Origin of the sequence: Micromonospora sp. MH33, assembly GCF_003013775.1 — a bacterium.
In the GTDB taxonomy this organism is placed as follows: Bacteria; Actinomycetota; Actinomycetes; order Mycobacteriales; family Micromonosporaceae; genus Micromonospora; species Micromonospora fulviviridis.
On record NZ_MUYZ01000096.1, the window covers coordinates 1 to 20,720 of the forward strand.

Sequence of the window (20,720 nt, forward strand, 5' to 3'; positions counted from 1 at the left end):
GGCCGCGCCGAGGGCGAGGGCGCGCAGCACGTCGGTGCCGCCGCGCACGCCGCTGTCCAGCAGCACCGCGCAGCGCTCCCCCACCGCGGCGACCACCTCGGGCAGCACGGCCGCGCTGCCCGGTGCGCCGTCGAGCTGCCGGCCGCCGTGGTTGGAGACCACCACGGCGTCCACCCCGAGCTCCGCCGCGCGCACCGCGTCGCGCGGGTCCAGGATGCCCTTCACCAGCAACGGCACCGGGGTACGCTCGCGCAGCCAGGCCAGGTCGGCCCAGCTCAGCGCGGGGGCGAAGACCGCGCCGGTGTGCGCGGCCACCGCGGAGACCCCGGGCGTGCCCTGGTGGGCCAGGTCGTTCCGGCCACCGGGCAGGTTCGCGGCGGTGACGTGCGGCGGCAGGGCGAAGCCGTTGCGCACGTCGCGCAGCCGGCGGCCGAGCACCGGCACGTCGACGGTGACCATCAGCGCCGCGCAGCCCGCGCTGAGCGCCCGGTCCAGCAGGTCGGCCACCATGCCCCGGTCGCGCAGCCAGTAGAGCTGGAACCAGACGGTGCCGCCGACCGCGGCGACCTCCTCGATCGGCGTGCTGGCCAGCGTGCTCGCCACGTAGGGCACGCCGGCCGCGCGGGCCGCCGCGGCGAGCCCCACCTCGCCGTCGGGGTGCAGCAGTTTCTGGTACGCCATCGGCGCGACCGCCACCGGCAGGGCGTACCGGCCGCCGGGCAGGGGCGCCTCGGTGGCCGGGGCGTCCACGCCGGCCAGCATCCGGGGCAGCACCGCCACACGGTCCAGCGCCGCGCGGTTCGCGGCGAGGGTGGTCTCGGTGCCGCTGCCGCCCGCCACGAAGTCCCACACCTCGGCGGGAAGCGCGGCCCGGGCCAGCCCGGCGAAGTCGGCCAGGCTCGCCGGCGGCGCGAACCCGGGTTCGCCGGCGAGCCCGTCCGGCGGCGCAGTGGTCGTCGTGGCGTCCGCCGGGTGAGGTGCCGTCGCCGCCGTGGCCGTCGTCCGGAGGTCAGCCACGGTCCGGCCCGCCCGCCACCGTGCCCGCTGCCGTGCCGGCCGGGGTGAGCCCGAACCGCTCCCGCAGGAAGGCCGCCGCCTGCTCCTGGGCTCGCCGCCCGGCGTCGAACAGCCCCGGCATGGCGAAGAAGCCGTGGACCATGCCGTCGTACCGGGTGGCCTCGGTGGGCACGCCGGCCTCGGCCAGCCGCTCGGCGTACCGCTCCCCCTCGTCGCGCAGCGGGTCGTGCTCGGCGGTGATGACCAGTGCCGGGGGCAGGCCGGCGAGGTCCTCGGCGAGCAGCGGCGAGGCGAGCGGGTGGGCCGCGTCGCCGGGGTCGGCCAGGTAGTGCCGGCGGTACCACTCGACCGAGTGCCGGTTGAACAGCAGCGGGTCCTCCGCGCCGGTGGGCCCGCGGCCGGGCCGCTGGTCGGTGTTCGGGTAGACCAGCAGCTGGGCGGCGAGCCGGGGGGCGCCGTCCGCGCGGGCCAGCAGGGTGACGGCGGCGGCCAGGTTGCCGCCGGCGCTGTCCCCGCCGACGGCCAGCCGGTCCGGGTCGATGCGGAACTCGTCGGCGTGCCCGGCCAGCCAGCGCAGCGCCGCGTGGCAGTCGTCCACGGCGGCCGGGAAGCGGTGCTCGGGGGCCAGCCGGTAGCCGACGGTCACCGTCTGGCAGCCGGCGAGGTTGACCAGCCGGCGGCAGATGCCGTCGGCGGTGTCCACGCTGCCCAGCGTCCAGCCGCCGCCGAAGAAGTAGACGAGGGTGGGCAGCGGGCCGTCCCCGGCCGGCCGGTGGACGCGCACCGGCAGCGGCCCGTCCGGGCCGGGGACCTGCGTGTCGCGTACCTCTTCGACCGGCTCGACCGCGCCGGTGCCGGCGCGGATCGCGGCGAGGTCGGCGGCGCGGGCCTCGGCCAGGGTCTGGGCGTAGAGCGGCGCCGTGCCGGCGGCCGCGCGCGCGGCCCGCCACGCGACCACCTGCGGATCGAGCGTCATCGGACCTCCCGGGTGGTCACGAAGAGCTTGTCGATGCCGCGCAGGAAGAGGCTGCCGCTGTACGAGTAGGGCTGGGTGACCGCCAGCTCGGGGAAGCGGGCGAAGAGCCGGGGCAGGGCGAGCCGGCCCTCCAGCCTGGACACCGCCGAGCCGAGGCAGAAGTGCAGCCCGACGCCGAAGGCGAGCGACGGCGGGCCCGCGCGGTGCGGGTCGAATCGGTCGGGGTCGGGGAAGCGGGCCGGGTCGCGGTTGGCCGCCGCGATCAGCAGCAGCATGTTCTCGTCCCGCCCGACCGGCACGCCGCCCACCTCGGTGTCGTGCGGGGCGGCACGGGCCAGGAAGTGCACCGGACTCTCCATCCGCAGGACCTCGTCCACGCAGCCCCGGGCCAGCGCGTCGTCGCCGGGCAGCGCGGCGACCACGTCCGGGTGGGCCAGCAGCAGCGGGAGGCCGTTGCTGAACATGTAGACGGTGGTGACGAAGCTGGCGTTGAACAGCACGATGAGGTTGCTGATCAACTCCTCCTCGGTGAGGTCTACGCCGCCCGCGTCCAGCACCTCGACCAGCCCGCTGATCAGGTCCTCACCGGGCTGCCGCCGCCGGTGGGCGAGCAGCTCGCGGTAGTAGCCGCGCAGCTCGTCGGCGGCCTGGTTGGCCCGGGCCAGCCGCTCCGGCGTCTTGCCGGCCACGTCCATGTACTCGTCGATCCAGTCGACCCGCTGCCGGTACCAGGCCAGGTCCGCCTCGGGCAGGCCGATGAACTCGGCCATCACCAGCGCCGGGACCGGGTACGCGAAGTCGGCCACGAAGTCCACCTCGGTGCCGTCGGCGCCGACCTCGGCCATCCGGTCCAGCCGGTCCTCGACGATCCGGACGATCACCGGCTCCAGCGCGCCCAGCCGGCGCGGGGTGAAGGTCTTGGCGAAGACCGCCCGCATCCGGGTGTGGTCCGGCGGGTTGATGAACATCATCGAGGTCAGGAAGGTGCGCAGGATCTCCTGGTCCTGCCAGTCGGGCGGGGCGCCCTTGTACCAGCCCGGGTCCCGCAGCACCTGGTCGACCACGTCGTAGCCGCCGGCCACGGCGGTGATCGTGCTGTGTTCGGTCCGCTTCGGGACCGCGTTGATCGGCCCGTGCTCGTGCAGGGCCGCGTACCACGGGTACGGGTTCTGCCGGCCCTGCTCGCTGTACAGGCCGGTCAGGATCTCGTCGACGTCCACAGTTCCTCCCCAGGAAAGACGGTGGGGGCGGCGTGGTGCCGACGCCGCCCCCACCGGTGTCACAGACCGAGCAGTCGCAAGGGCACGGCGTCGGCCATCGCCTGCGCGCCGGCGTCGTTCGGATGGATGTGGTCCCCGGCGTCGTACGCCGGCAGCAGCCGGCTCGGGTGCGCCGGGTCGCGCAGCACGGCGTCGAAGTCGATCACCCCGTCGAACTCCGCGCCGCCGGTGCCGCGCAGCCAGGTGTTGACCGCCTGCCGGGTGGCCTCCTTCTCCTCGGTCCACACCCCCGGACCGCCGTTGCCCTCGTACGGCGTGATGGTGCCGACCAGGCTGGTCAGGCCGCGCTCCTGGGCCTGCTGGTTGAGCTGGCGCAGCGAGGCGATGATGGCCTCCGCGCTGTCGCCGTTCATCCAGATGTCGTTGATGCCCAGGTGGGTGATGACGGTCCGCACCCCGGTCTGCGGGAAGACGTCCTCGTTGAGCCGGGCCAGGGCGTTCGGGCCCAGCTCGTAGTAGCCGGGGAAGCCGCCCGCGCCGGGCTCGGTGCCCTCGTGGTTGAGCCGGTTGCCGGAGAGGCTCAGGTTGAGCACGCCCGGGGTACGCACCTCGGGGCGGGCGTCGATGAGCCGCTCGGCCAGCAGGTCCGGCCAGCGCCGGTCGGCGTTGACCGTGCTGCCGTTGCCGTCGCCGATCGAGTCGCCGAGCACGACCACCGAGCCGGGGCTGAGCCGGCGTTCCACGTCGATGCCGGAGAGGAACATCCAGCAGCAGTTGGGCTTGATGGTGAAGCCGGCGCCGCCGGCCGCGGTGGTCAGGTCGGTGGCGCCGATGAAGTTGGTGACCCGCGACTGGCCGTGGAACGTGACCGGGCCGGTGAGCACCGGGAAGTACAGGGTGACCACCAGGTCCTCCTGCTCCGCCACCGGGTAGGAGAGCGGATCGCTGAGCAGCTCGGCGCCCTTGTTGATGGTGGCCGAGGAGGCGCCCTGGAAGGTCAGCTCCCGGACGCTGGCCGGGTCGATGTCGGACAGGTCGTCGGCCGTGGCGGTGTTCGGCCGGGCGACGGTGGCGTGACCGACCTTGACGGCCTGCTCGCCGTAGAGGTTGGTGAGCCGGACCCGCAGCCGGTCGCCGCCGACCGTGGTCTGCACCGGCATCCGGATACTCTGGTTGTTCAGGCCGGTGTTGGTCAGGCCGACGGTGTTCCCGCGGGTCACCGCGGCGGCCCAGGTCCCGGCCCACTCCGCGCGCCCGTGCCGGGCGCTGTCGGTGTCGGTGGGGCCGGCGCTCGCGGTGACCGCGGGAGTGCCGGCGATCAGCAGTGTTGCGGCGGAAGCTATGACGTGCCATCTCTTCGGGGTCGGCATTGATCCTCCATCGTTGGCAGCCCCGGGCGCGGCGCGATCGGCGCCGCCGCCGGGCGATGGACCGGAAACTAGCCGTCGGCGGTGACGAGCGTCAATCAACCTGATCGACATGATCAAATGTCTTCGGGGTGCCACCGAACGCCGTTCGGGCGCTGTCCTCCAGCGACCCAGACTGCCTAGGCTCGGCACTGGCGGCGGTGCGGTCGCCGACCCTGGCACCTGCCGTCGCGTCCCGGCTCCGACCTGCCCGGACGCCGCTTCCGACGGTAGTCGTGGCACCGTACGCCGGTGCCACCGTCGACCGTCCCCGGACCACGATGGGGGCTGCCCGATGACCGACCGGCCGAACTACGTGCATGAGGCGCTGGACCTGTTCGCCGGGTTCGGCGACCGGGAGGCGCTCGTCGGCGGGGGCCGCCGGCTCACCTACCCCGAGGTCGCCGCCGAGGTGCGCGGCCTGGCCGGCGCGCTGCTGCGACACGGCGTACGCCCCGGGGCCGCGGTGCTGGTGATGCTCGGCAACACCCTGGAAGGGCCACTGCTCCAGCTCGCGCTGCACCTGCTCGGCTGCCGGAGCATGTGGGTCGCCCCGGTCACCTCCCGTCGGGAGGTCGACGAGTTCGTCGCCCTGGCCGGCCCGGACGCCTTCGTGCACGACCCGCGCGACCCGCTCGGCGCGCGGATCGCGGCCGGGCTGACCGGCGTACCGGTGCTCTGCCTCGGGCCCGGCGGCGCGGGACCGGACCTCACCGCCGCCGGTGGCGAGCCGGCCGACCTGCCCGCCGCGGCGCCCGCGCCGGAGTCGTTCCTGCAGACCAGCGGCACCACCGGCACGCCCAAGCTGGTGCACCACCGGGAGAGCTTCTACCGGCAGATCCTCGCCCTGGCCGCCGACTTCCGGGCGGCCGGCTTCCCGCTGCTGCGGCACCTGTCGCACTCGCCGATGTGGCTGGCCAGCGGCCAGATCACCACGCTGTTCAACCTGTTCACCGGAGGGGTGCTGTTCCTGCGCGAGCAGTGGGACCCGGCGGCGTTCATCCGGACCGTGGACACCGAGAAGCTGACCTCCACCTTCGTCACCCCGCCGATGCTCTACGAGGTGCTCGACCACCCGGCCCTCGACGGCGCCGACTTCTCCGCCATGTTCATGTTCAACGTGGGCGCCGGGCCCGCAGCGCCGGCCCGGCTGCGCCAGGCGATCGCCCGCTTCGGCCCGTGCCTGCGCATCGTGTACGGGCTCAGCGAGGCCGTGGTGATCTGCGCCCTGCCCGGGCTCACCGAGGACCCGGAGCACCCGGAGCGGCTGCGCTCCTGCGGCCGCCCGTACGGGGACGTGGCGGTGGAGATCCGCGACGCCGAGGGCCGGGTGCTGCCGGCCGGCGCGGACGGCGAGGTGTGGGTACGCACGAAGCTGAGCTTCGCCGGCTACCACGGCCAGCCCGAGCTGACCGCCGAGACGCTGGTCGACGGCTGGGTGCGCACCCGCGACATCGGCCACCTCGACGCCGACGGCTACCTCTACCTGGTCGACCGGCTCCAGGACCGGATCCTCACCCGGCAGCGCAGCTGGCCGATCTACTCCCGGCCCATCGAGGACGTGCTCGCCGCCCATCCCGAGGTCCGCGCCGCCGCGGTGATCGGCGTGCCCGACCCGGTCGCCGGGGAACTGCCGCACGCGTACGTGGTGCCGGCGCCGGGCGCGACGGTGACCGGGGACGAACTGATCGCGCTGGTCACCGGGGAGCTGAGCGAGACCTGGGCGCCCGGTGCGGTGGAGTTCCTCGACGCGCTGCCGCTGAACCGCTCCGCCAAGGTCGACAAGCGCGCCCTGCGCGCCCGGTACGCCGCCGCCCACCCGGCCGACGCCGAGTCGCTGGGCACGGCCATCGGCAGTCCGGCGTGACCCCGCGCCGGGAGCTCTACACCCTGGTCGGCGCCGACCTGCTGTCCAACCTGGGCACCCGGATCTCGGTGGTGGCCATTCCCTGGCTGGTGCTGGAGACCACCGGCAGCCCGACCCGGATGGGCCTGGTCGCGGCGGCGGAGACCCTGCCGTACATGCTCTCCAGCGCGCTGGCGACACCGTGGGCCGACCGGTTCGGCGTGCGCCGTACCTCGGTCGCCGTGGACGCGGCCAGCGCGGCGGCGATGGCGGTGGTGGCGCTGGCGCCCTGGCTGGGGTTCGGCACGCTGCTGGTGCTGGTCGCGGTGGCCGGTGGGCTGCGCGGGATCGGCGACCGGGTCAAGCACGTGCTGTTCAAGCCGGCCGCCGAGCGGGCCGGGGTGCCGCTGATCCGGCTCACCTCCGCCTACGACGGGCTGGCCCGGGGCATGACGCTCTTCGGCGCGGTGCTCGGCGGGCTGCTCATCGACTGGGTGGGGGTGACCCGGGCGATCTGGATCGACGCGGCCACCTTCGCGGCCTGCGCACTGCTGATCGGGGTGCTGGTCCGCCCGCCCGCGCCGGCCCAGCCGGCGCCCCGGGAGAGCTACCTGCGGGCGCTGCGCGGTGGCTTCGCCTACCTGCGCACCGACCGCACCCTGCTGACCATGCTGATCGTCGTCTCGGCGTCGAACATGTTCGCCAACGCCAGCGTCGCCGTCTGGATTCCGCTCTGGGTGGACCGGGTGCTCGGCGACCCGGCCGGGTTCGGCCTGCTGCTGGGGGTGTTCTCCGCCGGCGCGCTGCTGGGCAACCTGCTCTTCACCGTTGCCGGAACCCGGCTGCCCCGGGGGGCGACGTTCGGGCTGGGGCTGGCGCTCAGCGGCACGCCCCGGCTGCTCGCGCTGGCGCTCAGCGACGACCTCGTGGTGGTGCTCGTCGTGACGTTCGTGTCCGGCATCGCCATCGCGGCGGTGAACCCGCTGCTCGGCGCGGCCCTCTACGAGCGGGTGCCGGAGTCGTTGCAGACCCGCGTGCTCGGCATCTCCGGCTCGGTGGCCTTCCTCGGCCTGCCGGTCGGGGCGCTGCTCGGCGGCTGGTCGGTGGCGGTGCTCGGGCTGACCCCGGCGCTGCTGGTGATGGCGGTGGCCTGCCTGGTGCTCACCGTGGTGCCGCTGCTGCTGAGCCGCCCACCGGCCGACCGGCCGGCGGCGGAACCGGTCGCCTCCACCCCGGCCTGACCGTCGGTCCCGGCGCGGCCTTGCCGGGTCGGGCCGCGGGGTCCGGGGCGGCCACCGGTGTCGGTGGGTCGGCGTAGGGTCGGCCCATGGCGACCTGGGACGACGTCCGGCGGATCGCGCTCGCCCTGCCGGAGACCACCGAGCGCGGTTCGCACGACGACCTGCCGGCCTGGCGGGTGCGCGACAAGCTCTTCGTCTGGGAGCGGCCGCTGCGCCGCGCCGACCTCGACGCGCTGGGCGACGCCGCGCCCGACGGCCTGATCCTCGGCGCCCGGGTGCCCGACCTGGGCGCCAAGGAAGCGCTGCTCGCCGACGACCCCCGGGTCTACTTCACCACCCCGCACTTCGAGGGCTACCCGGCGGTGCTGGTCCGGCTCGACCGGATCGGGGTCGAGGAGCTGACCGAGCTGGTCACCGAGGCGTGGTACGCGCGGGCCCCGAAGCGGCTCGCCGCCGCCCACCGGGCGGAGGCCGGATGAGCGGGCCGGTGGCCGGGATCGTCTTCGACATGGACGGCACGCTGATCGAGTCGCACGAGGTGGTGCCGGCGGCCTACCGTGCGGCGGTGCTGGCCGGCGGCGGGCCGGAGCGCACCGACGCCGAGGTCATCGCGGGCTACTCGCTCGGCGCGCCGGCCGACCTGCTGACCCACCTGCTCGGGCGGCCGGCCACCGACGCGGACCTGGCCGCCTACCACGCCCACCTGGCCGCGCTCGCCGAGCGGGTCACCGTCTACCCCGGGGTGGCGGAGGTGCTCGCCGAGGTCGCCGCCCGGGTGCCGGTGGGCCTGTTCACCGGCGCGAGCCACCGCGCGGCCGAGATCCTGCTCGACCGGGTCGGCCTGCTCGGCCGTTTCGGGGTCGTTCTCGGCGGCGACCAGGTCGCCCGCCCCAAGCCGGCGCCGGACGGCGTCGAGCTGGCCTGCCGGCGGCTGGGCGTGCCACCGGGCCGCGCCGCGTACGTGGGTGACTCGCCGCTGGACCTGCGGGCCGCCCGGGACAGCGGCGCCGTGGCGGTGGCCGCCGCCTGGGGCCACCAGTACGACCCGACCGAGGCCGCCGACGTGAGCGCGGCCCGGCCCGGGGACCTGCTGGCACTGCTCGACTGACCGACGCCGAAGACCGCCGTCAGTCCCCGAGGGCCAGGCGCACGGCGTCCCCGGGGGTGGCCGCGTGGACCGGCCCGGGGACCGCGACGCCGTGGGCGTCGAGGATCCGCCAGCCGCCGAGCACGACCACCGGGATGCCGCCGCGGCGCAGCGCCAGCGCCACCTCGCTCAGTGTTCCCCAGGAGCCGCCGACGGCGATCACCGCGTCCGCGCTCCACACCAGGATCGCGTTGCGGGCCTGGCCCATGTTGGTCACCACCGAGGCGGACAGCTCGACGGGGCCGGGGTCGGTGCCGTCGTCGGGCCGTACCCCGATGACCAGGCCGGCGCGGTCGCGGACACCGGCGGCGACCGCGGCCATCACCCCGCCGCCCCCACCGCAGAGCACGGTGATACCCCGCTCGGCCAGCAGCTCCCCCACCCGCCGGGCTTGCGCCAGTTCCTCCGGCGTGGCCTCCGCCGGCCCGCACACCGCCACCTGCACCCCGCCATTGTCCCGGGTCCGCGATCGTCGGGCTCATGATCGACGGATCCGGTGCGGCTGGGTTAGCGTGCGGGGGTGGGATCGACGGTGACCGAAGCGACGGATCCGTGGTGCCTGCGCCCGCGCGAGGCCGGCGAGCTGCTGCGGGGGCACCCGTGGCGGCGGTTCGTGGTGCTGGGCGACAGTGTGGCCGAGGGCATGTGCGAGCCGGTCGACGGCTACCCGGACCTCCAGTGGGCCGACCGGATCGGCGCCGAGCTGCGCGCGGTGCGGCCCGAGCTGGCGTACCTGAACCTGGGGCGGCGCGGGCTGCGGGCGCACGAGGTGCGTGCGACGCAGCTCGCCGCGGCGCTGGAGTTCGCGCCGGACCTGGCGCTGGTGGTCTGCGGCGGCAACGACGCGTTCCGCTCGGGGTACGACCCGGAGGCGGTGGACGCCGAGCTGGCCGCGATGGTCACCGCGCTCCAGGGTGCCGGGGCGGACGTCATCACGGTCGGCATGTTCGACGTGTCGCACAGCCCGGCCGTCCCGGATGCGCTGCGGGCGGGGCTGGGCGAGCGGATGCGTCGGCTTTCATTCCACACCGGCCGGCTGGCGGAGCGGCTCGGCACGCTGCACGTGCACCTGACCGACCACCCGCTCGTCGCGGATCCGTCGCTGTACAGCAGCGACGGCCGGCACGGCAGCGCCCGCAGCGACGCTGTCGCCACCGCCGAGACCCTGCGCGTCCTCGGCAGCCGCCTCGCCGCCGGCTGAGCGGAGTCAGGTTGGATCGGTGGTGAGCAGGCCGGTCAGCAGGCTGCGCAGGGTGCGCTCGAAGAGGTCCCCACCGGGCGCGGCGGACGGGGGCTCCGCGAACGCGGCGGCCAGATGCGGGTACGTCGCCAGGTCGACGTGGTCGAAGGTGAGCGTGCCGGCGGCCGCCGCGCTGCCGGCGAAGAGCGACACCACCCCGGTGACCATGGCGATCGCCTCGAACTTCGCGACGACCCCGGCCTTGACCGGTCGCAGCATGCGCAGGCAGGCGTCGAAGTGGGCGAGGGTGTTCGGCCCCGGCACCGTGCGCCGGGCGATCGCGTCGGGCAGCCACGGGTGGCGTTGGTAGAGCGCCAGCTGGCGGCGGGCCAGCAGGAGGAACCGGTCCTGCCAGCTCCCGTCGTCCGCCGGGTACGGCCGCAGCTCGCCCACGCACCGGTCGACCATCAGGTCCAGCAGGTCGTCCCGGGACGACAGGTGCCGGTAGAGCGAGGCGGCGGCCATCCCGAGCGCACCGGCGACCGCGCGCATCGACACGGCGCCCAGGCCGTCGGCGTCGGCCAGTCCTGATCAAGAGGTTCGCGTCGCGCGGCGGCCGGACACCGACGCGAACCTCTTGGTCAACGGGGCGTCAGTCGGTGAGCAGGATGCCGGTCATGAGGACGCCTCTCGCCAGGTTGAGGACGCCCTCGCAGCCGGGGTAGCCGACCCGGGCCAGGGCGCCGGAGCCGTTGCGGCCGAACAGGTACGGGGCGAGGCTGTAGGGCACCTCGGCGGTGACCGTCTCCCCCGTCTCGATCTGCACGAAGTCCATGGCCACCCGGTCGGCCTCGTGGTAGCGCTGGAGGATGTTGCCGCCCGCGTCGATCGCGGCCCGGACGCCGTCCTCCCAGGCCACCGCGCTCATCTCCCGGCCGATCAGCACCCCGTGCCCGGCCGAGCCGCCGGCCGGCTTCGCGACCAGGTCGGCCTGCTCGGCCAGGGCCCGGTCGAGCTGGTCGGCGGTGAGCGCCACGGTGTGCGGGACGTAGCGGCGGACCAGCGCCCGGTCGGTCTCGGACAGCAGGTCCAGGTCGGCCCAGAGCCAGGCGTAGTTCACCTTGTTGCTGAGCAGCCAGGCCGCCGTGCTCACGAACATCGGCAGGGTGCCGGCCGCGAGGGCGCCGGCCACCGCGTCGAGACCGGCGCTGGGGGTGACCCGGTTGGGCACGAAGAGCCGGAACAACGCGTCCACCGGGGCGCCGCCGACCACCAGCCGGCGGTGCTCGTCCAGGGTGGCGGTGGAGACCGGGGCGATGACCAGGTCGATGCCGAAACGCTTCGCCTGGTCGGCGAGCGGGGCGAGGACCCGGATGAACGTCTCCGGGTCGTCGAGGCCCGGGTACTCGGCGTCGAAGTCCATGAGCAGCGCCACCCGGGCGCCGTCGGGCAGGCCGAGGGTGTCCCGAATGGCCACGAACCGCTGGTCCAGCAGGGACGGCGCGGGCCGGACCGGCAGCCCGTCGAGCAGGCCGTGCTCCCGGTACAGCTCGGCGTACCGGTAGATCACCGTGTCGGCGTCGAAGCCGCCGCCGAGGCTGCTGTCGATGTTGTACTCCACGATGCAGGGCACACCGCCGGAGAGCAGCACGTCCGGCCGGTACGCGGCGAGCAGCCCCTCGTGCAGCGGCTCGTCCTCGTCGAGCAGCCGGGTCTCCCCCGCCGGCACGTCGAGCAGCCGGCGCAGTTCCCCGGCGGTGCGGGCCCGGCGTTGGCAGGCCTCCAGGATGAGCTGGGCGATCCGGTCACAGACCTCGTTCAGCTCGCGGAACGCGTCCGCGGTGAGCACCGGGGGCCGGGCCAGCCGCCACTGCTTGTTGTACGTGGCCCGGCCGTGGAAGATCTTCTCCCAGGCGTCGGCGCCGGCCGCCACCATCCCCGTACGGGTCGGCTCGGGCAGGTCGGTCCACGCCTGCCCGGCGGGCGGCCAGGGGTAGTTCGGGTCCATCGTTCATCCGTCCTTACAGGTCAGTTGGATGGCGGCGGTGAGCTGGTCGCGGCCGGGTTGCACGGCCCGGTCCAGGGCGGGCGCGAAGGGCAGCACCGCGCCGTCCGGGCGGGTGACCCGGCGGGGCGGCGCGGCGAGCGGGACCCGCTCGACCACGGTGGCGATGATCTCGCCGGCGATCCCGCAGGACCGGTTGGAGTCGTCCACCACGACGAGGCGCCCGGTGCGGGACACCGAGTCGAGCAGCCCGTCCCAGTCGAACGGGTGGAGGGTGCGCGGGTCGAAGACCTCCACCGAGACCTGGCCGGCCAGTTCGTCGGCGACGGCCAGGGCGTCGTGCACGAGGTGCCCGACGGCGACCACCGTGACGTCCGTGCCCGGCCGGCGCACCACGCCCCGCCCCAACGGCACCGGGGCGAGGTCGGCGACATCGGCCCGCACGTCGAGTGCCCCGGCGGGGGCGAAGACCACCACCGGGTCGTCGCAGCGGATCGCCGAGACCAGCAGCCCGTACGCGTCGGCGGGGGTGGCCGGCACCACGGTGGTCACCCCGACGTGGGCGAAGAGGCTGTACGGGTGGTCGGAGTGCTGCCCGGCCCAGCCGGTCCGGGAGCCGGAGCCGGGCACCAGGTAGGTGACCGGCACCGCGCACTGGCCGCCGGTCATCAGCGGGAACTTGTGCGCGTGGTTGACGATCTGCTCGAAGACCAGGAAGAGCAGCGAGGGGATCTGGAACTCGATCACCGGTCGCGCCCCGGCCAGCGCGGCGCCGGTGGCGAAGCTGGTGAACGCCTGCTCCGACAGGGGCGTGTCGAGGACCCGCTCCGGGCCGAACTTCTTCAGTAGGCCGGTGGTGACGTTGGCGGCGGCCACCCGGATGTCCTCGCCGAGCAGGAAGACCGACTCGTCGCGGGTCATCTCGTCGGCGAGCGCCCGGGTCAGCGCCCTGCGGTAGGAGAGCCGGGTCATTCAGCCACCTCCGGTCCGGGCGGTGAGCCCGCTGGCGTACAGGTGGTCGAGGGCGGTGGCGGGATCCGGCGCGGGGCTGGCCAGCGCGAAGTCCACCGCCGCGTCGAGGGTGGCCTCGACCTCCGCGTCGACCGCCGCGCGGTCGGCCGCCGGGAGCCGGGCGGCGGCGATGTCGACCGGGTCCCGGGACCGACCGGCCGCCACCTCCTCGGGCGGGCGGTAGTCGAGGCGTACCCGGTGTTCGAAGGTGTGGTGGGCGTCGAACCGGTAGGTGCGGGCCTCGACCAGCTCGGGGCCGCCGCCGGCGCGCATCCGCGCGACGGCGGCGGCGGTGACCTCGCGTACCCGCTCGGGGTCCTGGCCGTCGACGGCGGCCGCCGGCATGCCGAAGGCGGCGGCGCGGCCGGCGATGGTGCCGGCGACCGCGCCGGCGACCGGCATGGTCGTGGCGTAGCCGTTGTTCTCGCAGACGAAGAGCACCGGCACCCGCCAGAGCGCGGCCAGGTTGAACGCCTCGAGGAGCATCCCCTCGTTGACCGCGCCGTCGCCGAAGAAGGTCGCCCCGACCACGTCGTCGCCGCGCCGCCGGCGCGCCCACACCGCTCCGGTGAGGATCGCGCCGGCGGCCCCGACGATGGCGTTGGCGCCGAGCACCCCGACGCCGAAGTCGGCGGCGTGCATCGACCCGCCCCGGCCCCGGTTGAGCCCGGTGACCCGGCCGCACAGCTCGGCGAGCATCCGGGCCGGGTCGGCGCCCTTGGCCAGCACGTGCCCGTGCCCGCGGTGGGTGCCGGTGACCAGGTCCCCGGGGCGCAGCGCCGCGCAGACCCCGGCGGCGATGCCCTCCTGACCGAGGTACGGGTGGATGCCGCCGACGATCTCGCCGGCGTGGACCAGCTCGATCGCCCGCTCCTCGAAGCGGCGGATCAGCCGGACCGTCCGGTAGAGCCGGACCGGGTCGGAGCCGGTCACGCCGGACGCCCCTCCTTGACGGCGGCCAGGATGCCGTCCCAGAGCTGGGCGCGGGCGGCGAGCGCGGCGTTGACCGTGTCGGCGCACTCCTGCCACTTGGTGTCGTCGTCGCCGCAGAGGTCGGCGAGCATCTGCATGGCCATGGGGGTGTGCTGCTCGCCGTCGACCTCGATGTGCCGCTCCAGGTAGTCGACGAACGTGTTGAGCCGGTGGCTGCGCTCGTTCACCGCGACGACCTGGGTGAACATCTCGGGGATGAGGTCCTCGCGGCCGAACGCGAAGGCCGCCGCCTGGCAGTGCACCGGGGTGCTCTCGATGATCCGCCAGGTGGTGGCGGCGAACGCGGCCGAGGGCGCGGGCACGCCCGCCTCGGCCAGCGCCCCGGTGACCGGCCGGCCGGCGCGCAGCAGGTCGACCAGCCGGTCCACCGCGCCGGTGTCCGCGCCGGCCTCCCGCATGCCCCGCACGTAGAGCTCGAAGTGGCTGATGTAGCCGTCGCCCAGCTCGTCACTCTCCTCGACCATGACGATGTCGTTGATGAGGCGGCGGCTGCCGGTCGGGCCGGTGGGGATCCACGGCACGGTCACGCAGGTGAGCTGGCGCTGCAACGACTTCAGCAGCGACATGAAGTCCCACACCGCGAAGACGTGGTGCTCCATGAAGGTGACCAGCGCGTCGTGGGTGTCCAGGTTGGCGTAGAGCGGGTGGTTGACCACCACGTCGCGGCGCTCGGTCACCGCTCGCTCCAGCCGCTCGATGCCCGGGTGCGTCTTCCCCCAGTCGTACCGTGACATGGTCAGCCTCCCTGCTGGGCGCGGTCGCGCCAGATGACCGGGCAGAATTCGGGGTCCGCGTAGTCGGGCCGGCCGTCGTGGGTGCGGCGGACCAGCACGTCGTGGTTGTACGCGGCGAGCGTGCCGTCGGAGAGCGGATACTCCCGCCAGGCGTTGGCGCCGTCCTGCAGGTGCAGCGAGACGGCCTGGCGGGGCCGGTCGCTGACGTTCGGGCCGCTGCCGTGGTAGACGCGGCAGTGGTGGAAGCTCATGTGTCCCTTCGGGATCACCATGGGGACCTTGCGGATCTCCGCGTGGTTGTAGGCGGCGTTCTCGGCGAGCATCGTTTCGAGCTGGTCACGGTCCCGGTCGGCGAAGTGCCGGACCACGGTGTCGTCGGCGCCGATCTCCCGCCACCGGTGCGAGCCGTCGACCACGGTGATGGTGCCCATCTCCTCGCCGCAGTCGTGGAACGGGATGAACGCGGTGAGCATGTTCTCCGAGGAGGAGGACGCCCAGTAGTGCTTGTCGAAGTGCCAGGGCACGATGTTGGACGGCTCGCCGGAGATCGGCGGCTTGTAGATGAGCGTGGACTGGAAGACGCGGATCTCGTCGGCCTGCGCGAGCCGGGCGGCGACCGCCCCGATCAGCGGCTTGCGCAGGATCCGGCCGAGGGCGTCGTGCTCGTAGTGCACGTAGTCGTTGTGCCGCTGCACGTCACCCTTGGCGGGCTCCCAGTAGGCCAGCTTCGGCGGGCGGACGGGCAGCCGCCGGTCCCGTTCCCCGGCGTAGTAGCGGTCGGCCGCCGCGACGAGGGTGTCCACCTCGTCGTCGGTGAGCAGCTTCTTGGTCAGGTACCAGCCGTGCTCGGCGTAGTGCCGCACGTCCTCGTCGGACGGCAGCAGCGCCTCCTCCTCGGCGGTCAGTGCCGGATGTGTGGTGGTCATGCCCGAACTCCTCCTACCGTCCCGGCCGCGACGGCGGGGGTCGCCCCCGCCGCGGCCAGTTCGCGTTCCTTGGCCTCGTAGAGCGCCTTGATGTTGCCGCTGCCGAAGGTGCGCGCCCCGCGCCGCTCGATGAGTTCGAGGAAGAGGGTGCGGCGCACGTGCATCGACTCGGTGAAGATCTGGAGCAGCTGGCCGTCGTGGTCGGAGTCGACCAGGATGCTCAGGTCGCGCAGCCGGTCCAGCGGCGCGTCCACCTTGCCGACCCGCTGTTCCAGGTCGTCGTAGTAGGCGCCCGGGGTGCCGGCGAAGCGCACCCCCCGGCCGGCGAGGGCGCCCACCGCGGTGACGATGTCGTCGGTGCGCAGCCCGAGGTGCTGCACCCCGGCGCCGGCGTGCCAGCGCAGGAAGTCCTCGATCTGCCCGGGCCGCCGGCCGGTGTCCGGCTCCAGCAGCACGAGGGTGACCCGCCCGGACGGGCTCTGCACCACCTTCGAGTTCATCGCCTGCCCGGCGACCTCGATGTGCTCCTCGAAGATCTGCGCGAAGCCGAAGACCTTCTCGTAGTGCCCGATCGTCTCGTCGAGCTGGCCGGGCGGCACGCAGACCGCCAGGTGGTCGATCTCGGCGAGCAGCGGGGCGTCGCCGCCGCCCGGCACCGCCTCGATCGCCCCGGGCAGGAACTCCGTCCGGTCGCCGCGCCGCTCGACCAGGCGGTGCAGCACGTCGCCGAAGCCGCCGACCTCGGCGGTCACCACTTCGGCGTCCGCGCCCGTGAAGGTGCGCGGCGGGCGCACCCCGGTCGCGCCCCGGGCCACCAGCTCCGCGTACGCCCCGGCGGCGTCGTCGACCTCCAGGGCCACCACGGCGATGCCGTCGCCGTGCCGGTGCACGTACGTCGACGCCGGGTGCTCGGCGGTCAGCCCGGTGGTGAGCACCATCCGGATGTCGGCCTGTTCGAGCAGCAGCGAGCGCTGCCCGGCCAGCCCGGTCTCCGGGCCGCCCTGGCCCCGCAGCCGGAAACCGACGGCGGTGTCGAAGTAGAAGGCGGCCTGGCGGGCGTCCCCCACGTACAGTTCGATGTGATCTATGCCATTGATGTCCATAGGTAGCCTTTCCCCCTGTTCCCCCCGTGACTGCGACCCGGGCGTCCGCCCGGGATGGAGTCCGATCAGCTCGCCGCGGCCGGCGTGGCCGGACCGGTGACCCGCCGGGCGGGTGACGCCACCCGGCGCAGCAGCAGGCTGACGTTCTGGCCGCCGAACCCGAACGAGTTCGTCAGCGCGTGGTCGGCCCGGGTGGCCCGGGGCGCGGCGCGGACGTGGTCCGCCTCGCAGTCCGGGTCCGGGTCGTCGAGGTGGTAGGTGGGCGGAAGCAGCCCGCGCCCGAGGGCGAGGGCGGTGGCCGCCGCCTCCAGCACGCCGGAGGCGCCGAGCAGGTGCCCGGTGAGCGCCTTGGTGGAGCTGACCGGCACCCCGCCGACGCCGAACACCTCGGCGAGGGCGGTGGTCTCGGCGATGTCGCCGAGCCTGGTGCCGGTGCCGTGCGCGTTGACGTAGCCGATGTCGGCCGGCGTCACCGCACCGCCGGCCAGCGCGCGGCGCATGCACGCCGCCGCACCGGCGCCGTCCGGCCGGGGCGCGGTCGGGTGGTACGCGTCGGTGTTCACTCCGTAGCCGGCGACCTCGGCGTAGCCGGTGACCCCCCGGGCGGCGGCGTGCCCGGCGCGCTCCAGCACCAGCAGCGCCGCCCCCTCGGCGAGCACGAACCCGTTGCGCCGCTTGTCGAACGGGCGGCTGGCCTCGGTGGGCTCGTCCCAGCCCCGGGCCAGGGCCCGGGCGTTGCCGAAGGTGTCGGCGAAGGTCGGGAAGAGCGGCGCCTCGCTCGCCCCGCAGACCACCACGTCGGCCTCGCCGGCCCGGATGAGGCGTACCCCGTCGGCCACCGCCTGGGCGCCGGAGGCGCAGGCCGTGCCCACCGCGGAGCTGTAGCCCCGGATGCCGTGGGCGATGGCGATCCGGGCCGACGGCATGTTCGGCAGGATCCCGGTGAGCAGGTACGGGCTGACCGCCGCCCGGCCCCGCGCGGCGCGCGCCAGGACCTGGCTCTCCAGGGTCGACATTCCGCCGACCCCGCCGACGATCACCCCGATCCGGTCCGGGTCGACGTCGCGTCCCACCTCGATGCCGGCGTCGGCGAGCGCCTCGGCGGCGGTGAGGAGGGCGAGCAGCACGACCCGGTCCAGCACCTTGGTCTCCGGGCCGGAGGCGACGCTGCGCGGGTCGATCTCCGGCAGCACGCCGGCCACCTCGAGGCTGTCCCGGGCCGGGTGCCCCTCGGGGGGCCGGCGCAGCCCGGACCGGCCGGTGGTGAGTGCCGTGAAGGTCTCCTCGACGCCCCGGCCGGCCGGGGTGAACAGCCCCATGCCGGTGATGACGGCGCTCATGACGGGGACTCACTGAGATAGCGCTCGCGCAGCGCCACCTTGCGGACCTTGCCGGTCACGGTGACCGGGATGTCGTCCGCGCGGACCGGCACCACCCGGCGCAGCGTGGCGGCCAGGTCCGGCCCGAGCGCGGCGCGGATCCGCGCGGTGCGGTCCTCGGCCGGGTCCGCCCCCGCGGCCAGTTCCAGCAGCACGTCGGTGACGACGGTGCCGCCTTCGGAGACGATCACCACCGTGCAGTCGGTGACGTCGGCGCAGGCGGCGAGGATCCGCTCCTCGGACAGCGCCGTGAAGAACCGCTTCCCGTCGCCCGCCTCGACCGAGTCCACCGCCCGGTCCAGGTGGTAGTAGCGGCCGTCGGCGTCGGCGTGGACCAGGTCGCCGGTGAGGTACCAGCCGCGCAGCCGGGACCGGTAGGTGGTGACCGAGTCGTTCCAGTAGCCGCGGAACAGCGACGGCGAGTCGATGCCCAGCCAGCCGACCTGCCCGGGTGGCAGCTCGTTGCCGTCGAGGTCGAGCACGGCCACCTTGGTGAACCGGTACGGGCGGCCCACGCAGCGGCCGTACCGGTCGGTGTCGACGGTGTGGGTGATGTGGAACATCGAGTGCCCCATCTCGCTGGAGCCGAGCCCGTCGATGAAGGCCGAGCCGGGCACCCGGGTCACCCCGTCGCGGGTCATCACGTCCCGCGAGCCCACCTTGACCAGCCGGCGCACGTGCGGTTCGTGCGAGCAGTCGCCGGTGTTGAACCACAGCCGCACCGAGTCCAGGTCGTACGCGGAGAGGTCGAACCGGGCCAGCTCGGCCCAGGTGACCGAGAATCCGAACACGCCGTCCGGCCGCCAGCGCTGGATCGCGTCGAGCACCCGCTCGCCGCCCTGCTCGGAGAGGAGGTACATCTCCGCCCGGTTGCCGAGCGCCTGGTTGACCATGAGCACGGTCGCGGTGTGCGGGGCGGGCAGCGCGTTGAGGATCCGGGTGGTGCCCTGCGCCTGCGGCATGGCGAGCAGGTGCCGGGTGGCGGCGAAGAGGCTGGCGTGCGAGTGCAGCACCGCCTTCGGCACGCCCGTGGTGCCCGAGGTGTGGGTGATGACGATCGGGTCCTCGTCGTGGTGCCGGTAGTGCGGCGGGGCCGCGGCCGGGTCCCCGCCGCCGGCCTCGGCGGGCTGGCCGAGCAGGGGCACGCCCAGGTCGTGCCCCTCCAGGGCCGCGGCGTGCGCGGCGTCGGCGAGCACTCCGGTGGCACGCAGCCGGCGGATGTACTCGGCGGCGATCTCCGGGCGCAGCCTGCCGTTCATCAGCGCGGGGATCGCGCCGAGCCGGGTCAGCGCCAGGAACGACAGCACCATGTCGGCGGCGGCGCCGGCCCAGACGGCGACCGGGTCGCGCGGCCGCACCCCGCGCTCGTGCAGCCAGGCGGCCCGGGCGGTGACCATCTCGTCGAGCCGGCCCAGGGTCAGCGGGGTCTCGGCCGGGTGGCCGTCGACCGCGGTGTCGAAGGTGAGTCCCGGTCCCGCCGGGTCGGCGCCGTGGGCCAGCACCCGGGCGAGCACGTTCCCCGCGCCCACCTCGGTGTCGGCCGCCAGGGCGCCGCGCAGTCCCCTCGTCCTCATTGACGTGTTCCCTCCCCCAGCAGCACCGCGGTCGCCTCGCCCGGCGTACCGTCCGGTGCCTGTTCGATCAGGACCAGCAACGCCTGCGCGGCGTCGCCGTCGTACAGCAGCAGGTCCGCCTCGGCGGTTCCCTCGGCCCGGGGATCCCCCGCAGGGCTCAGGCACACCACCGGCCCGTCCAGTCCCCAGCGCGCCGCGACGTGCCCGGCCACGCTGTTCGGCACCGACTGGAAGAAGAACAGCGGACCGACCCGGCCACCGGCGGCGACCGTGGCCCGGACGTGCGCGGCGCTGGCCCGGTCACCGCTCGCGCTGACCAGCACCACCGCCGTCCGGTTGCCGGCCGGCAGCGGCCCCTCCCCGTACCGCGCACGCAGGCACCGGTCGGCGACGGCCACGACGAGCGGTGCGAACGCCGAGTGGACGAAGCCCGGCACCACCGGCGGCGGCCCGTCCCCGGCCTCCGGCCAGCGCGCCTCGGCCAGCACCTCGGCCGTCACGGCGCACCGACCAGCAGGGCGGTGTTGGCCCCGCCGAAGGCGGCGTTGAGCGTCAGCGCGTGGGCGGTGGTGGCCGGGCGGGGGGCGTCGGTGATGACGTCCAGGGGGCAGCTCTCGTCGGGGCCGAGCCAGCCGGCGTTGACGGGCAGCTTGCCGTGGCCCAGTGTCAGCACGGTGACGACCAGTTCGAGCAGCCCGGACGCCTCCAGGGCGTGCCCGTGCACCGACTTGGTGGAGCTGACCGGGATCCGCCCGGCCGCCGCGCCGAACACCCGGCCCAGCGCCGCCGCCTCGGAGGCGTCGCTGTACGGGGTGCCGGTGGCGTTGGCGTTGACGTAGCCCACCGCCGCGCCCGGCAGCCCGGCCCGGCGCAACGCCGCCTCGGCGGCCCGGGCCAGGCCGTTCCCCTGCGGGTGCGGCTGGCACGGGTGGTACGCGTCGCCGGCCCGCCCCCAGCCGGCC

20 protein-coding genes and 1 pseudogene are annotated in these 20,720 nt (G+C 74.7%); 5 read left to right on the forward strand and 16 right to left on the reverse strand.

The features are described 5' to 3' along the window. The 4 genes from B0E53_RS16610 to B0E53_RS16625 all read right to left on the reverse strand — a co-directional run. A partial coding sequence (locus B0E53_RS16610; protein ID WP_107076918.1) for an alpha-hydroxy acid oxidase occupies nucleotides 1-897 on the reverse strand: 897 nt, incomplete at its 3' end. A 112-nt stretch (nucleotides 898-1,009) separates the two neighbouring features. Beyond that, nucleotides 1,010-1,993: an alpha/beta hydrolase gene (locus B0E53_RS16615; protein ID WP_107076900.1), complete on the reverse strand. Its 984-nt coding sequence runs from the start codon at nucleotides 1,991-1,993 to the stop codon at nucleotides 1,010-1,012. Beyond that, nucleotides 1,990-3,213, reverse strand: coding sequence for a cytochrome P450 (locus tag B0E53_RS16620; protein ID WP_107076901.1), 1,224 nt, complete (start codon nucleotides 3,211-3,213; stop codon nucleotides 1,990-1,992). Before B0E53_RS16620 ends, B0E53_RS16615 begins: the two co-directional genes overlap by 4 nt. Before the next feature lie 59 nt (nucleotides 3,214-3,272). Next, nucleotides 3,273-4,556: an SGNH/GDSL hydrolase family protein gene (locus tag B0E53_RS16625; protein WP_210406091.1), complete on the reverse strand. Its 1,284-nt coding sequence runs from the start codon at nucleotides 4,554-4,556 to the stop codon at nucleotides 3,273-3,275. A gap of 358 nt (nucleotides 4,557-4,914) precedes the next feature. Between B0E53_RS16625 and B0E53_RS16630 the strand changes: the two genes are divergently transcribed. From B0E53_RS16630 to B0E53_RS16645, 4 genes are all read left to right on the forward strand, one after another. After that, nucleotides 4,915-6,486 carry an AMP-binding protein gene (locus B0E53_RS16630; RefSeq protein WP_107076903.1) on the forward strand — a complete coding sequence of 524 codons (1,572 nt, stop codon included), beginning with the start codon at nucleotides 4,915-4,917 and terminating at the stop codon, nucleotides 6,484-6,486. Further along, nucleotides 6,483-7,706, forward strand: a complete 1,224-nt coding sequence (locus tag B0E53_RS16635) for an MFS transporter (protein WP_107076904.1) — start codon at nucleotides 6,483-6,485, stop codon at nucleotides 7,704-7,706. Before B0E53_RS16630 ends, B0E53_RS16635 begins: the two co-directional genes overlap by 4 nt. Before the next feature lie 86 nt (nucleotides 7,707-7,792). After that, the gene (locus tag B0E53_RS16640; protein ID WP_107076905.1) at nucleotides 7,793-8,185 is read left to right on the forward strand and encodes an MmcQ/YjbR family DNA-binding protein; all 393 of its coding nucleotides are present in this window, start codon (nucleotides 7,793-7,795) and stop codon (nucleotides 8,183-8,185) included. Further along, nucleotides 8,182-8,814, forward strand: coding sequence for an HAD family hydrolase (locus B0E53_RS16645; RefSeq protein ID WP_107076906.1), 633 nt, complete (start codon nucleotides 8,182-8,184; stop codon nucleotides 8,812-8,814). Before B0E53_RS16640 ends, B0E53_RS16645 begins: the two co-directional genes overlap by 4 nt. 19 nt (nucleotides 8,815-8,833) lie before the next feature. On the opposite strand, the gene B0E53_RS16650 is transcribed toward B0E53_RS16645, so the two are convergent. Continuing rightward, nucleotides 8,834-9,298: a dethiobiotin synthetase gene (locus tag B0E53_RS16650; RefSeq protein ID WP_107076907.1), complete on the reverse strand. Its 465-nt coding sequence runs from the start codon at nucleotides 9,296-9,298 to the stop codon at nucleotides 8,834-8,836. 75 nt (nucleotides 9,299-9,373) lie between these two features. On the opposite strand from B0E53_RS16650, the gene B0E53_RS16655 reads away from it, so the two are divergent. Then, nucleotides 9,374-10,054 (forward strand): SGNH/GDSL hydrolase family protein, encoded by a 681-nt coding sequence (locus B0E53_RS16655; RefSeq protein ID WP_107076908.1) that lies wholly within the window; start codon nucleotides 9,374-9,376, stop codon nucleotides 10,052-10,054. 6 nt (nucleotides 10,055-10,060) lie between these two features. Here the strand turns inward: B0E53_RS16655 and B0E53_RS16660 are convergent, their stop codons facing one another. From B0E53_RS16660 to B0E53_RS16710, 11 genes and pseudogenes are all read right to left on the reverse strand, one after another. After that, nucleotides 10,061-10,618, reverse strand: a complete 558-nt coding sequence (locus tag B0E53_RS16660) for a TetR/AcrR family transcriptional regulator (RefSeq protein ID WP_281492871.1) — start codon at nucleotides 10,616-10,618, stop codon at nucleotides 10,061-10,063. A gap of 67 nt (nucleotides 10,619-10,685) precedes the next feature. Then, entirely contained in the window at nucleotides 10,686-12,041 is a 1,356-nt protein-coding gene (locus tag B0E53_RS16665; protein ID WP_107076910.1) for a hypothetical protein, read from the reverse strand. 3 nt (nucleotides 12,042-12,044) lie between these two features. Further along, nucleotides 12,045-13,010, reverse strand: a complete 966-nt coding sequence (locus B0E53_RS16670) for a transketolase C-terminal domain-containing protein (protein ID WP_107076911.1) — start codon at nucleotides 13,008-13,010, stop codon at nucleotides 12,045-12,047. After that, nucleotides 13,011-13,982, reverse strand: coding sequence for a thiamine pyrophosphate-dependent dehydrogenase E1 component subunit alpha (locus B0E53_RS16675; protein WP_107076912.1), 972 nt, complete (start codon nucleotides 13,980-13,982; stop codon nucleotides 13,011-13,013). Next, nucleotides 13,979-14,776 (reverse strand): DUF3050 domain-containing protein, encoded by a 798-nt coding sequence (locus B0E53_RS16680; protein WP_107076913.1) that lies wholly within the window; start codon nucleotides 14,774-14,776, stop codon nucleotides 13,979-13,981. Before B0E53_RS16680 ends, B0E53_RS16675 begins: the two co-directional genes overlap by 4 nt. A 2-nt stretch (nucleotides 14,777-14,778) precedes the next feature. Beyond that, nucleotides 14,779-15,702 (reverse strand): phytanoyl-CoA dioxygenase family protein, encoded by a 924-nt coding sequence (locus B0E53_RS16685; RefSeq protein ID WP_107076914.1) that lies wholly within the window; start codon nucleotides 15,700-15,702, stop codon nucleotides 14,779-14,781. Then, nucleotides 15,699-16,805 (reverse strand): 4-hydroxyphenylpyruvate dioxygenase, encoded by a 1,107-nt coding sequence (hppD, locus tag B0E53_RS16690; protein ID WP_107076915.1) that lies wholly within the window; start codon nucleotides 16,803-16,805, stop codon nucleotides 15,699-15,701. Before hppD ends, B0E53_RS16685 begins: the two co-directional genes overlap by 4 nt. 65 nt (nucleotides 16,806-16,870) lie before the next feature. Beyond that, complete coding sequence (locus tag B0E53_RS16695; RefSeq protein WP_107076916.1) at nucleotides 16,871-18,145, reverse strand: beta-ketoacyl-[acyl-carrier-protein] synthase family protein; 1,275 nt, start codon at nucleotides 18,143-18,145, stop codon at nucleotides 16,871-16,873. After that, nucleotides 18,142-19,758, reverse strand: a complete 1,617-nt coding sequence (locus B0E53_RS16700; protein WP_107076917.1) for a class I adenylate-forming enzyme family protein — start codon at nucleotides 19,756-19,758, stop codon at nucleotides 18,142-18,144. Before B0E53_RS16700 ends, B0E53_RS16695 begins: the two co-directional genes overlap by 4 nt. Further along, nucleotides 19,755-20,258, reverse strand: coding sequence for a beta-ketoacyl synthase chain length factor (locus tag B0E53_RS16705; protein WP_246835439.1), 504 nt, complete (start codon nucleotides 20,256-20,258; stop codon nucleotides 19,755-19,757). The genes B0E53_RS16700 and B0E53_RS16705 overlap by 4 nt, the downstream gene beginning before the upstream one ends. After that, nucleotides 20,255-20,720 (reverse strand): annotated as a pseudogene (locus B0E53_RS16710) (beta-ketoacyl-[acyl-carrier-protein] synthase family protein); the annotation flags it as partial. The pseudogene B0E53_RS16710 and the gene B0E53_RS16705, both read right to left, overlap by 4 nt.